11 protein-coding genes are annotated in these 13,139 nt (G+C 32.6%); 9 read left to right on the plus strand and 2 right to left on the minus strand.

From position 1 onward, the window contains the following. The first annotated feature begins 23 nt into the window (after positions 1-23). The 4 genes from P5P89_RS15345 to P5P89_RS15360 all read left to right on the plus strand — a co-directional run bounded on the left by P5P89_RS15345 (position 24) and on the right by P5P89_RS15360 (position 3,663). Positions 24-908, plus strand: coding sequence for a PorP/SprF family type IX secretion system membrane protein (locus P5P89_RS15345; RefSeq protein WP_278009124.1), 885 nt, complete (start codon positions 24-26; stop codon positions 906-908). 54 nt (positions 909-962) lie between these two features. After that, entirely contained in the window at positions 963-2,342 is a 1,380-nt protein-coding gene (locus P5P89_RS15350) for a hypothetical protein (protein WP_278009125.1), read from the plus strand. 41 nt (positions 2,343-2,383) lie between these two features. Next, positions 2,384-3,091, plus strand: a complete 708-nt coding sequence (locus tag P5P89_RS15355) for an OmpA family protein (protein WP_278009126.1) — start codon at positions 2,384-2,386, stop codon at positions 3,089-3,091. A gap of 92 nt (positions 3,092-3,183) precedes the next feature. Next, positions 3,184-3,663 carry a hypothetical protein gene (locus tag P5P89_RS15360; RefSeq protein ID WP_278009127.1) on the plus strand — a complete coding sequence of 160 codons (480 nt, stop codon included), beginning with the start codon at positions 3,184-3,186 and terminating at the stop codon, positions 3,661-3,663. Between the two features lie 103 nt (positions 3,664-3,766). Here the strand turns inward: P5P89_RS15360 and P5P89_RS15365 are convergent, their stop codons facing one another. Further along, positions 3,767-4,147 (minus strand): DUF1573 domain-containing protein, encoded by a 381-nt coding sequence (locus P5P89_RS15365; protein WP_278009128.1) that lies wholly within the window; start codon positions 4,145-4,147, stop codon positions 3,767-3,769. Positions 4,148-4,388: 241 nt separating this feature from the next. Here P5P89_RS15365 and P5P89_RS15370 point away from each other — a divergent pair, with 241 nt between their 5' ends. The 3 genes from P5P89_RS15370 to P5P89_RS15380 all read left to right on the plus strand — a co-directional run bounded on the left by P5P89_RS15370 (position 4,389) and on the right by P5P89_RS15380 (position 10,538). Continuing rightward, positions 4,389-7,022 carry a valine--tRNA ligase gene (locus P5P89_RS15370; RefSeq protein ID WP_278009129.1) on the plus strand — a complete coding sequence of 878 codons (2,634 nt, stop codon included), beginning with the start codon at positions 4,389-4,391 and terminating at the stop codon, positions 7,020-7,022. A gap of 179 nt (positions 7,023-7,201) precedes the next feature. After that, positions 7,202-8,227, plus strand: a complete 1,026-nt coding sequence (locus tag P5P89_RS15375; RefSeq protein WP_278009130.1) for a hypothetical protein — start codon at positions 7,202-7,204, stop codon at positions 8,225-8,227. After that, positions 8,187-10,538: a hypothetical protein gene (locus P5P89_RS15380; RefSeq protein ID WP_278009131.1), complete on the plus strand. Its 2,352-nt coding sequence runs from the start codon at positions 8,187-8,189 to the stop codon at positions 10,536-10,538. The genes P5P89_RS15375 and P5P89_RS15380 overlap by 41 nt, the downstream gene beginning before the upstream one ends. A gap of 49 nt (positions 10,539-10,587) precedes the next feature. Here P5P89_RS15380 and P5P89_RS15385 read toward each other — a convergent pair whose 3' ends face one another. Further along, positions 10,588-11,274 carry a DUF4294 domain-containing protein gene (locus tag P5P89_RS15385; RefSeq protein ID WP_278009132.1) on the minus strand — a complete coding sequence of 229 codons (687 nt, stop codon included), beginning with the start codon at positions 11,272-11,274 and terminating at the stop codon, positions 10,588-10,590. A gap of 82 nt (positions 11,275-11,356) precedes the next feature. On the opposite strand from P5P89_RS15385, the gene P5P89_RS15390 reads away from it, so the two are divergent. Next, entirely contained in the window at positions 11,357-12,445 is a 1,089-nt protein-coding gene (locus P5P89_RS15390) for a M42 family metallopeptidase (protein ID WP_278009133.1), read from the plus strand. Between the two features lie 59 nt (positions 12,446-12,504). After that, a complete protein-coding gene (locus P5P89_RS15395) occupies positions 12,505-13,137 on the plus strand; it encodes a response regulator transcription factor (RefSeq protein ID WP_278009134.1) in 633 nt (210 codons plus the stop codon). The last annotated feature ends 2 nt before the right edge of the window (positions 13,138-13,139 follow it).

Raw genomic sequence — 13,139 nt, forward strand, 5'->3', positions numbered from 1 at the left:
CATTTACTTTTAATATCATCTCAATGAAAAAAATAATACTTTTTATAAGTTTCCTTTTTTACGTTACATTCTCATCCGCCCAGCAAGATCCCGAATACACTCATTATATGTATAATATGAGTGTCGTAAATCCGGCTTATGCAACCGGTACTGCTGCTATGATGAACTTAGGAGGGTTATACAGGACACAATGGGTTGGAGCAGTAGGTGCGCCAAAAACATTTACTTTTTTTGGTCATACCGCTTTAAGCGAAAAGATTGAAGTCGGTGCTTCTTTAATTTCAGATGATATTGGGGATGGCGCAAAAAAAGAAAATAATTTCTATGCTGATTTTGCTTATGTACTTCAATTACAAGGTAAAAATAAACTTTCTTTAGGATTAAAAGCAGGCTTTACTTCTTTACAAACGAATTTTAACGGATTTCGTTTTACTGATCCCGCTACAGATTTGGCTTTCGCCGAAAATATAAACGTTACAAAGCCTAATATTGGAGCAGGAGCCTATTATTTTACGGATAAATATTATGTGGGATTGTCTGTTCCGAATTTATTGAGTTCAAAACATATCGAAGAAAAATCAGGAATAAATGCTTTCGGTTCCGAAGAAATTCATATTTTTTTAACTGCCGGATATGTTTTTCAGATTAGTGATGCCTTCAAATTAAAACCTGCATTTATGTCCAGATTTGTTTCCGGTGCACCCATTTCAGTCGATATAACAGCCAATGTTTTGTATAATGAAAAGTTTGAACTTGGTGCTGCATACAGAATTAATGATGCCGTAAGTGCTTTGATGAATATAAATGTTACTCCGTCTCTTAGAATTGGATATGCTTATGATTATACTGTTTCAAATTTGGGACAGTTTAATTCAGGGACTCACGAGATTATGCTGCTTTTGACTTAGATTTATTAGGAAGAGGATATGATAAATCACCAAGATTCTTTTAAAATGAGAAATATGAACAAACTACTCGTTATTATATTCGTATTTTCTATACAGTTTATAAAAGCCCAGGATCAGGATTTGAGCAGGGCTAAGCGTTTTTTTGACAGAACATATTATACTGAGGCTATTGTTTTATATGAGAAATTAGCTGATGAAAAACCTTCGCAGGAAGTCATTAAAAACCTCGCGGATTCCTATTATTATACGAACGATTTGATAAAAGCACAGCGTTACTACAGGCTCTTAATTAAAAATTATGATAAAGATTTAGACCGAAATTACTATTTCAAATATGCCCAAACCCTCAAAGCTACAGAGAATTTGGAAGAAGCAACCGAAGCTTTAAAAACATATTATTCAAAATCTGCCAATATTGAAGATTTATCGAATTTTGAAAAAGAGATCAAAACATTAGAAAATGTTGCTGCAATTGGAAACCGTTTCGAAATTAAAAATTTAGCCATCAATACCCCAAATTCAGAGTTTGGAGCTGTAAAATACAACGACAGCCTGGTTTTTGCCGGAGTGAAACTAAAACCGGGATTATTTGATAAAAAGTACAAATGGGATAATGCTACCTACCTGAATTTGGTTGCTGTTCCTGTCAAAAATATAAATTCACAGGAACAGATAACACATTATTTTTCGAATGAATTAAAAACCGGAATGCATGAGTCGAATGCTGTTTTTACAAAAGACGGCAAAACAATTTATTTTACCCGTAATAATTCTAAAAACGGCAGCAAAAGAAAAAATGACGAAAAAATTTCAAATCTCCAGATTTTTAAAGCCGAATTGGTTAACGGAAAATGGACCAATATTGTTTCCCTTCCTTTTAATAGTGACAATTATTCTGTAGAACATCCCGCTTTAAGTACTGACGAAAAAGTATTGTATTTTGCTTCCGATATGCCGGGAACATTAGGCTCTTTTGATATTTATTCAGTAAATATAAATCAGGGCGCTTTTGATACGCCTAAAAATTTAGGTCCAATTATCAATACAGACAAAAGAGAACAGTTTCCATTTCTTTCAAAAGATAACAAACTCTATTTCTCATCTGATGGACATTTAGGATATGGATCCCTTGATATTTTCGTTTCTGAAATTAAAGGAAAAGAATACGAAAAACCAGTAAATGTTGGTTTACCTGTTAATTCCAATTTAGATGATTTTTCATTTTACTTTGATTCCGATACTAAAGAAGGCTATTTTGCTTCAAACAGAAAAGGAGGAAAAGGAAGTGATGATATTTATCAGTTAAAAGAAATTAAGGATTTGGTAGTTGAAGATTGTAAACAGTTTATTACCGGAATCATAACAGATGCTGATACAAAACTAGCTTTAGAAAATGCAATTGTAGAACTTCAGGATGCGGAAAAAAACAGCTGAACTTAGTAAAAACAACTATTGACGGAAAATTTAGCTTTACTGTGCCATGTGAAGCTTCTTATACGGTCTTAGCTTCTAGAGAAAATTATACCAGTAACTCAAAATCGTTAACCTCAGGTAAGACCAGAAATGCGAATAACGATGCTTCAATAACATTAAAATCGTTGGAGATTATAAAGCAGGAAGAAAAACAGATAGCAGAAAATAAAAGGAAACAGGAACTTATTATAGAAGAAGAAAATAAGAAAAAAGAAGCTCTTGCAATAATCGCTTTAAAAGAGTCAGAAAAAAGAGCCAAAGCTGATAAAATTGCTGCAGCAGAAGTAAAGAAAAAAGAAAAGGTTGATCAGATTTTAGCTCAGGAAAAAGATGTTGTAAGGGATAAAGACAGACTTATTATTAAAACAGATCCTATTTATTTTGATTACAATATGTGGTATATACGAAAAGAATCAAAAGTAGTTTTGGGAAGGGTAGTAGAGCTAATGAAGAAATATCCCGGAATGGTAATCGAAATCGGTTCACATACCGATTCAAGAGGAAATGCTAAATTCAACGAAGATTTATCACAAAAAAGAGCAGTTTCTACCAGAGAGTTTATCATACAATCAGGAATTGATGCTAAAAGGATAACTGCCAAAGGGTATGGAGAATCTGTTCCAATTATAAAATGCAAAACAGATGCTGCCTGCTCAGAAGAGGAACACGAGCTGAACAGAAGATCTGAATTTGTCATTAAAAATTTGTAGATTTTTGAATAATAAATTTAACTAAGAAGCCTTTCCATGGCTTCTTTTTTATTAATTTTATAGGATAACCATGAAATTAAAAATATCAATTTATGAAAAAGCTAGTTTTATCCTGTCTGATTATGTCTCTATCCGGACTGCAAAGTTGTAAAAATGAGGAAAAACAAAAAGAAGCGGAAGCAATAAATGCTGAAGCTGAAAAAGTGGTAAGTACACAATGTTATAAAGCAGTTTATGAAGACGATACTATTGATTTAAAATTGAATACTTTAAAAAATGGTAAAATAAGCGGAAACATGTCAATGAAAGTTTCGGGCGCCGCAGAAAGAATTGGCGAAATCAAAGGGGAATTTCATGGAGATACTTTATTTGCAGATTATACTTTTACAGAGGGAACAAATAAAAAAACGTTCAAAAATCCGATGGCATTTTTAAAAAAAGACAAACAGCTTATCTTAGGAAACGGAACAATGCAGACTACAATGGGTGTGACGTATCTGGTTAAAGACAAACCAATTGACTTTGAACGTGTAAAATATAAGTTTGACAGCATTGACTGCGTTGGTAAGTAAAACGGTCAGGAAGTAGAAAATTTAGATAATTTTGGTTACTTGTAAAAAATAAAAGCCGTTTCAAACTAATGAAACGGCTTTATTATTTTCTTTAAAATTATTTTTATAAAACTTCACCTTTAATTTTTAAGGCAACTCTTCCGTCAGGATAATTTACAGCATTGGTTTCAACAGTAATCGTTTTACGGATTGGTCCTGCAGCCATGTTATATTTTACGTCAATTTTTCCTTTTTTTCCCGGCTGTATTGCGCCAGAGGGTTTTGTAACAATAATTGAACTCAATGTAGATTGGGCATCAATAATTAATAAGGGTGCATTTCCGGTATTGGTAAATTCAAACGAACGGACTGCATTATCGCTCTTAGAAATTTTTCCGTAATCAATAGTGTTGTCCGGAGCTGAAAACTCAATTTTAGGACCGTTTTGAGAATAACCCGCTACACTAAACAATACGATTACAATAAATTTAATAACATTTTTCATTTTGAAATTGTTTTTAAGATAGGAGTAAATATACTTTCTTTTAATTAATACACAAATTATTAATTCGTTTTTTATAGTGTACTTAATTATTTACTTTTGCTGTCAGTTACAAATACAAAAATTAAACCAATTTTTTATTTAATTGTTTCACCATTAATTCGTTTCACCGAAAAACAGTAAAAAAACAATTAATAAGTTGTAACAAAACAATTAAACAGTTAAACGAATAAACAACCTATAAATGACAATTCCAGCACAATTTGACGCTAAGACGATTGAGAATAAATGGTATGAGTATTGGATGAAAAACAACTATTTTCATTCAGAACCAGATCATAGAACACCGTACACCATTGTAATCCCACCGCCAAACGTCACTGGAGTCCTTCACATGGGACATATGTTGAACAATACCATTCAGGATGTTTTAATTCGTCGTGCACGTCTTAAAGGATTCAACGCTTGCTGGGTTCCTGGAACAGATCACGCTTCTATTGCAACAGAAGCAAAAGTTGTGGCGAAATTAAAAGCAGAAGGAATCAATAAAAATGATTTAACCCGCGAAGAATTCCTAAAACACGCTTGGGAATGGACTGATAAATACGGCGGAACAATCTTAGAGCAGCTTAAAAAATTAGGTGCGTCTTGCGATTGGGAACGTACTAAATTCACGATGGATCCAGATATGTCTGCTTCTGTAATTAAGTCATTTGTTGATTTGTATAACAAAGGATTAATTTACAGAGGATACCGAATGGTAAACTGGGATCCGGAAGCAAAAACTACTTTATCTGATGAAGAAGTAATTTACGAAGAACAACAAGGGAAATTATTTTTCTTAAAATATAAAATCGAAGGTTCAGAAGATTTCCTGACCATTGCTACAACACGTCCTGAAACTATCTTCGGAGATACTGCTATCTGTATCAACCCGAACGATGAGCGTTTTACCCATTTAAAAGGTAAAAAAGCGATTGTTCCAATTTGTGGAAGAGTAATTCCAATTATCGAAGATGAATATGTAGATGTAGAATTCGGAACAGGATGTTTAAAAGTTACGCCTGCACACGATATGAACGATAAAACGTTGGGTGAAAAACACAATCTGGAAATCGTTGATATTTTTAATGAAGATGCTACTCTAAACAGTTTCGGATTACATTATCAGGGAAAAGACCGTTTTGTAGTTCGTACTGAAATTGCAAAAGAATTAGAAGAAATTGGAGCTTTGGCTAAAACCGAAATCCACTTAAATAAAGTAGGAACTTCTGAAAGAACAAAAGCAGTAATCGAACCAAGACTATCGGATCAATGGTTCCTGAAAATGGAAGAATTAGTGAAACCGGCAATTAAGTCAGTTTTAGAAACAGGAGATATTAAATTGCATCCAAAACGTTTTGAAAACACATATGCGCATTGGTTAAACAACATCCGCGATTGGAATATTTCACGCCAATTATGGTGGGGACAACAAATTCCGGCTTACTATTACGGAGACGGAAAAGAAGATTTTGTAGTTGCAGAAAATATCGAAGACGCATTAAAATTAGCACAAGCTAAAACCAACAACCAACAACTAACAACCGACAACTTAAAACAAGATGTTGATGCTTTAGATACTTGGTTTTCATCTTGGTTATGGCCAATGTCTGTTTTTGGCGGAATTATGGATCCGGAAAGTCCAGACTATAAATACTATTATCCAACAAATGACTTAGTAACTGGTCCGGATATTTTATTTTTCTGGGTTGCGAGAATGATTATTGCAGGCTACGAATATGCAGGCGAAAAACCATTTACAAATGTATATTTGACTGGTTTAGTTCGTGATAAACAACGTCGTAAAATGTCTAAATCATTAGGAAACTCTCCTGATCCTTTAGATTTGATCGACGCATTTGGTGCAGACGGTGTTCGTGTAGGATTGCTTTTAAGTGCTTCTGCAGGAAATGATATTATGTTTGATGAAGAATTATGTAATCAGGGAAAAGCGTTTTCAAACAAAATCTGGAATGCTTTCAAATTGATTAAAGGTTGGGAAGTTTCAGAAACTATTCCACAGCCAGAATCATCAAAAGTTGCTATTGAATGGTATGAAGCTAAATTGCAGCAGACTTTAGTAGATATTGAAGATAATTTCGAGAAATACAGAATTTCAGATTCTCTAATGGCAATTTATAAATTGGTTTGGGATGATTTCTGTTCTTGGTTCTTAGAAATGATCAAACCAGCTTACCAACAGCCAATTGACAGCGTAACTTTTGCGAAAGCGATCGAAATGTTAGAAAACAATTTGAAGTTGTTGCATCCGTTCATGCCTTTCTTAACGGAAGAAATTTGGCAGTTAATTGCTGAAAGAACTCCGGAAGAAGCTTTAATTGTTTCAACTTGGCCGGCATTAAAATCTTTTGATGGAAAATTGATTTCTGATTTTGAAAATTCAATTGAAGTAATCTCAGGAATCAGAACGATTAGAAAAGATAAAAATATTCCTTTTAAAGATACGATTGAATTAAAAGGAATCAATAGCGAAAATGTTTCAACTTATTTTGATTCAATTATTACAAAACTAGGGAACATTTCCGCTTTCGAATATGTTTCTGAAAAAGTGGATGGCGCATTGTCTTTCCGTGTAAAATCAAATGAATATTTCATTCCGATTACAGGAAATATCGACGTTGAAGCTGAAATTGCAAAACTGACAGAAGAATTAAATTATACAAAAGGATTCCTGAAATCTGTTGAAGCAAAACTTTCTAACGAGAAATTCGTAAACGGAGCTCCGGAAAAAGTTTTAAATATAGAAAAACAAAAACAAGCCGATGCTTTGGCTAAGATTGCAACAATCGAGCAGAGTCTGGCTGGATTAAAGTAAAATCCAAACTTAGTTTTTAAATCCAAACCCCGACAGATTTTTTAAAATTTGTCGGGGTTTATTTTGGACTAAAATGACTAGTTTTTTATTCAAAAAAATATATTCGACTTTTATGATTTTGTATTTTAAAATGATATAAATTTAATACGATTTTACATTGCTTAAATTTTATTTTTCTAATGAAAAGAATCCTCTTTTTTGCTTTTATTTTTTATCTCTTTTTATCTTGCTCGAATAAAATTGAGAATGTTGAAAAATCTATTTATTATTGGAAAAGTGATAGTTGGGATTTGAGTCCGAAGGAAAGGGAGGTTTTAAACAATTTAAAAGTCAGGAAACTTTATATTAAGTTTTTCGAAATTGATCATAATGAAGCTTATGGGGATTTTCCTGTTTCCAAATCCTCTCTGCGTTTTTATCAAGAGGAAGATTTTATTATAGTTCCAACGGTATATATTAAAAATGAAGTTTTTAAAAATACGAATAGAGCAAGACTGGATACACTCGCAAGTAACATTAATTTTTTGATTACTAAATACACCAAAGATAAATTCGAAAGAGCCGATCCTGTAAAAGAATTTCAAATGGATTGCGACTGGACACTGACAACAAAAGATAATTATTTCTATTTTTTAAAGAAACTAAAAAACATTTCGAAAAAAGAGATTAGCTGTACATTACGATTATATCCTTACAAATATCCCGAAAAAATGGGCATTCCACCGGTTGATAAAGCGACATTGATGTGTTATAATTTAATCAATCCTTTAGAGAATCATTCCAAAAATTCTATTTTAGATATTGAAGAATTAAAGCTTTATCTCAATAAAAAAAGAAAGTACCCATTGCATTTAGATATTGCGCTGCCAACTTACTCCTGGATGCAGGTGTACCAAAATGATCACTTTTATAAAGTAATTTACGGTGGACAGAAAGAGATTTTAAAATCTTTAAAAGAGATAAAACCTTTGTGGTATGAAGTTACAAAAGATACTGTGGTTGATGACTTTTACTTAAGAATCGGCGACAAGATTAAATATGAGAATTTAACTCCTGTGAAAATTAATGAAGCAATCGAAGTGATTAAAAAAAATGTAGATTTTGACGCTAATACTACAATTACCTTATTTCATTTAGACGAAGAACAATTAAGTAATTACAACAATGAAGAACTTTCTGCTTTTTATAGCAATTTTAGTAACTAACAGCATTTTTGCCTGCGGTTTTTACCCGTTTGGAGAAGACATCAGATATTCTTTTTTAAGCCCTGCAAATTTTAATTACTACTCTTATTCCGAATTTAATTATTCTTTTAATACATTTTATCCAAATCCAGATGGTGTTTATCCAAAAGGTGCAATCGATGAGAATGAAAAACTTTGGGTGAAATATTGCAATAATAAAGTTTCAGTTGATGCAATAAGAAATGTTTTATATAGCTTTAATGAAGAAGATATTAATGAAAAATCGTCGAATGAGTTTCTTCGCTATTTTTATAAAACTAAAAATAGCGAAGCCATAAATTATTTAAAGTTTGCTAAGACCTGCGAATTTTTTAATGACATGTATGAAGATCCATGGGAAAGAAAGGAAGGTGCTTCTATACCCAAAAGAAAAGAACTGATTGATAAAGCTATTTTTAATTCGAATAAAACAAAGAATAAGATACTTAAGTCGAGATATACTTTTCTGGCGATAAGGCTGGCTTATTATAATAATGATTTCGACCAAATTAAATCCTTGTTTGATACCGTTTTTAAATCTCAAAAAAAAGATATCCTATATTATTGGAGTTTGTATTTCAGAACATTTGCAGAAAAGGATAAAGTTTTATCTAATTTTTACGCAGCTCAGGTTTTTGTAAATGCGCCGGATAAGCGTTTTATGATTGCGCAGCAGTTTGATTCTAAAATTTCCTTAGATGCTGTTTTAAAATATGCTAAAAATAACGAAGAAAGAGCAAATGTTTATTTTTTGGCAGGAATTAAAAAAAGTGATCAGGCCTTATATTCTTTAGAGCAGGTATATAAGTACAATCCGAAATTTGAGGGCTTATCTTTTCTGTTATTAAGAGAAATTAATAAAATTGAGGACTGGGTTTTTACACCCTATTATTCTTTATTTAATCCATCGGTGTCAAAGTATAGTTATTGGGAAGAAGAGGATAAAGATAATTCCATTAAGGATATTTTAAATCGGGTAGAAAATGACAGAGCGTACGCCAGCAGAGTGTTACAGTTTGTAAATAAAGTAAAGTTTAAAAAGATTAGTGATCCGGTTTTATGGAAAATAGGAAAGGCGTATTTGTCATTTGTAACTCAAAACAATCAAAGCTGCTTAAATGAAATTGCCTCTTTAGAGAAAAATATTTCTGAGAAAGATACAATTTATGATCAGATACAGATTATAAAAGCATTGGCTTTAACTGCAAATCAGGAAAGCACAAAGGCTGTAATTCTGGACGAAGTGAAACCAATCCTTCTTAAAAATCAAAAAAATAAAAAGTTTCTGTTTGCTATTGGAAGAGAATTAGAATATAAAAAGAATAGAACTGATGCCGCTTTTTTGTATTCGAAGCTTAATCATGATAATACGGAATATGTTGGGACTTATGATTTAAGTACAGTGGTTTGGAAAACTTTAAAAAACAAAAGAAGTTCCTATAGAGATTTTTATACAGATTACTTTGATTATGTCGATGTGATGTATACCCCTGAAGATGTACAGGAGATTGTTGTTAAAATAGAAGATCAAGACAATAATCTGGATTCATTTTCTAAATGGAAACAAAGTTATATCAAAACTCAAGTTCCAAGACTGTATGATCTGATTGGTACAAAGTATATTCGACAAAATAATTTAGAACTTGCTGCTGAATATTTTGGTAAACTTGATAAAGATAAGTTAGCGAACTATTCTGATTGCCTTTGGGAAAAACTAAATTGTGAGGTTGTAGATATGTTTGATGCAAATCCGTTTTTTGTGCTTAAATATACTCCTGAGTTTATCAATCAGGACAAAAATTTTAAATTAAACAAAAGAAGTATTATAGAACATCTGATATCGTATCTTAAAAAAGCAAATGATGTAAAGGAAGAAAATAAAGATTATTACTATTTCCTCGTAGCGAATGCTTATTACAATATGACACAAAATGGAAATTCATGGATGATGCGCCGCTACTATTGGCATCATTACACAGACGATGCTCCTTTTGAAGATGAAAGGGAATTTTATGAAAGCAACCTGGCGCAAAAATATTATCTTCTGGCATTAAAAAATGCAAAGACAGATCAGTTTAAAGCACTATGCTTAAGGATGATTGGGCGTTGCGAAAAGAATAAGCTTGAATATCAGAATCCAAATAATTATGATAGTACAATCGAAAATTATGATGATTTTCTGTTGAGTAAAAACAAGTATTATCAGGATTTAAAATCAAACTATGCGGATGACTATGAAATCTTAATGTCAAGCTGTAGTTCTTTTGAAGGGTATTTCAAATCCAGAAGATAAAAAACAAACCCCGACAGATGCTTTAAATCCTGTCGGGGTTTTGTCTTTTTCAAAAACGTTTATTTTTTATTAAGCTCTGCCGCTTTTGTTCCCAAAATGTTTCAAGTTTATTATAATCAATCGCATCTGCGGGTTTTTGGTAAGATAACCTGCCTGATTCAAATGCTCGGACGAGAATGGTTTCTATCAGATAATCTTCGTTTACTTCAAAAGGTTTGTATTCCCGTTTTAAACTAATGTCAAACATATTCGCGGTAGCATTTGATACAAATGCCTTAAAACCGCTTTTTAAAGTTTTTACTAATTCGTATGTTGTTATTCCGGTCTGTCGATGGATAAGTTTTACTAAAATTTGCCCTTGTTTTCGGGAAAGCTTTTTTAATCTTGCTTCGAACTCATTATTGAGATAATCTTCAACTATTTTGAAATATTTTTTCTTTTCCCGGCTGGTTTTCAAACGCGCCATTCCGTTGTTTAAAGCCGTTAATCGGTCTGCCGCCAGTTTTGCATAAGGATAAACTTTGTAAACCCTGTTCTGAAGAATCAGAAACTGTTTTTTAGCTTCAGGATTCAGTTCACCTTTTGAAATAACAATTTCCGCTAATTCAATTGTATCATTCAGAATTGAATCATTTTCAGTAAGCGTGTAGCCCATTTCACTTTCTTTTGGCGTAATCTGTGCTTTAGCAGCAAAAGAAATTAAAAGAAAACATAAAATACAGGTTGTAAATCTCATCGAATATATATTTAAGTGTAAAATTATACATTATATACACAACTGTAATACCAAATTTTTAATTTAGCAAAAAAAATATTTTATGACTACAAAATCTATACTGAATGATACCTCAATTGCTTTTTTAGAAAGCTACCTAAATAACGCTTCGCCGACAGGTTACGAGAGCGAAGGACAAAAAATCTGGATGAAATATCTTGAGCCTTATGTAGATACTTTTATTACTGATACGTACGGAACTGCTGTTGGAGTTATAAATACTGACGCTCCATTTAAGGTGGTGATTGAAGGTCATGCGGATGAAATTTCGTGGTATGTAAATTATATCACAGATGATGGTTTGATATATGTTATTAGAAACGGAGGTTCTGATCACCAGATTGCACCTTCAAAAAGAGTAAATATCCATACCAAAAAAGGAATTGTAAAAGGCGTTTTTGGATGGCCTGCCATTCACACCCGTTTGCGTGATAAAGAGGAAATACCTAAACTGAGTAATATTTTTATTGATTTAGGATGTGAGACCAAAGAGCAAGTTCTGGAAATGGGGGTTCATGTGGGTTGTGTAATTACTTATCCGGATGAATTTATGATTTTGAACGAAAATAAATTCGTCTGTCGTGCCATTGACAACAGAATGGGCGGTTTTATGATTGCCGAAGTAGCACGTTTACTGAAAGAGAACAATAAAACACTTCCGTTTGGGTTGTATATTGTTAACTCTGTTCAGGAAGAAATTGGTCTTCGCGGTGCCGAAATGATTTCACAGCGAATCAAACCAAATGTAGCTATTGTGACTGATGTTTGTCATGATACTACAACACCAATGATTGATAAAAAGGTGGAAGGCGATCTTAAAATGGGTAAAGGTCCTGTGATTGCATATGCTCCGGCAGTTCAAAACAACTTAAGAGACTTAATTGTCGATACTGCCGAAGAAAAAAACATACCTTTTCAGCGTCATGCTACTTCAAGAGCTACAGGAACAGATACAGATGCTTTTGCTTACAGTAATGGTGGTGTGGCTTCAGCATTGATTTCACTGCCATTGCGTTACATGCATACGACTGTAGAAATGGTTCACAAAGAAGATGTTGAAAATGTGATTCAGCTGATTTATGAATCATTATTGAAAATCGAAAACAATGAAACTTTTTCTTATTTTAAATAAGATGATTTAAAATGTTAATTCGGTTATTTACTATAGCCGAATTAACTAATAAAAAAAACATGAAAATTTTACTGCTCGAAGACGATTTTACTTTATCCAAAGAAATAGCTGTATTCTTTGCTTCAAAAGAATTCGAGTGTCTGCCGTATTATGATGGAGCATTACTTTTAAGGAAATATTTTCCGTATGAATATGACCTGATTATTCTCGATATCAATGTTCCAGGTATAAACGGAATCGAAGTTTGTAAAAAAATTCGCGAAACAGATAAAAAAACACCCATAATCATGCTGACTGCTTTCAGCGAAATCGAAGACAAACTGGCTTCTTTTGATAGTGGTGCCGATGATTATCTGGTAAAACCTTTCCATTTTGAAGAATTGTACGCCAGAATTTCGTCTCTTTTAAGACGAAAAGAAATTCCGCAGCAGGCAGAAGAAAAGATTGTAATTCAGGATTTGGAAATTTCAGAATCTGAAATGAAAGTATTCCGCGCAGGCGAAGAAATCAAACTTACGCCTAAAGAATTTAAACTGATTTTGATTTTGGCTCAGGCCAAAGGAAAAGTGCTTTCAAAACAGTTCATAGCAGAAAAACTATGGGATTATCATATCGAAACCAATCAGAATACAATTGAAGTTTACATCAATTTTCTCAGAAAAAAATCGATAAAGACCACGAAACCAAACTAATC

The sequence above is a fragment of the Flavobacterium gyeonganense genome (assembly GCF_029625295.1).
Taxonomy (GTDB): domain Bacteria; phylum Bacteroidota; class Bacteroidia; order Flavobacteriales; family Flavobacteriaceae; genus Flavobacterium; species Flavobacterium gyeonganense.

What these genes read in the sequence shown, in the direction of transcription:
- P5P89_RS15345 (WP_278009124.1), top strand. Translation starts at nt 24, where the DNA reads ATGAAAAAAATAATACTTTTTATAAGTTTCCTTTTTTACGTTACATTC.
- P5P89_RS15350 (WP_278009125.1), top strand. Translation starts at nt 963, where the DNA reads ATGAACAAACTACTCGTTATTATATTCGTATTTTCTATACAGTTTATA.
- P5P89_RS15360 (WP_278009127.1), top strand. Translation starts at nt 3,184, where the DNA reads ATGAAAAAGCTAGTTTTATCCTGTCTGATTATGTCTCTATCCGGACTG.
- P5P89_RS15365 (WP_278009128.1), bottom strand. Translation starts at nt 4,147, where the DNA reads ATGAAAAATGTTATTAAATTTATTGTAATCGTATTGTTTAGTGTAGCG.
- P5P89_RS15370 (WP_278009129.1), top strand. Translation starts at nt 4,389, where the DNA reads ATGACAATTCCAGCACAATTTGACGCTAAGACGATTGAGAATAAATGG.
- P5P89_RS15375 (WP_278009130.1), top strand. Translation starts at nt 7,202, where the DNA reads ATGAAAAGAATCCTCTTTTTTGCTTTTATTTTTTATCTCTTTTTATCT.
- P5P89_RS15380 (WP_278009131.1), top strand. Translation starts at nt 8,187, where the DNA reads ATGAAGAACTTTCTGCTTTTTATAGCAATTTTAGTAACTAACAGCATT.
- P5P89_RS15385 (WP_278009132.1), bottom strand. Translation starts at nt 11,274, where the DNA reads ATGAGATTTACAACCTGTATTTTATGTTTTCTTTTAATTTCTTTTGCT.
- P5P89_RS15390 (WP_278009133.1), top strand. Translation starts at nt 11,357, where the DNA reads ATGACTACAAAATCTATACTGAATGATACCTCAATTGCTTTTTTAGAA.
- P5P89_RS15395 (WP_278009134.1), top strand. Translation starts at nt 12,505, where the DNA reads ATGAAAATTTTACTGCTCGAAGACGATTTTACTTTATCCAAAGAAATA.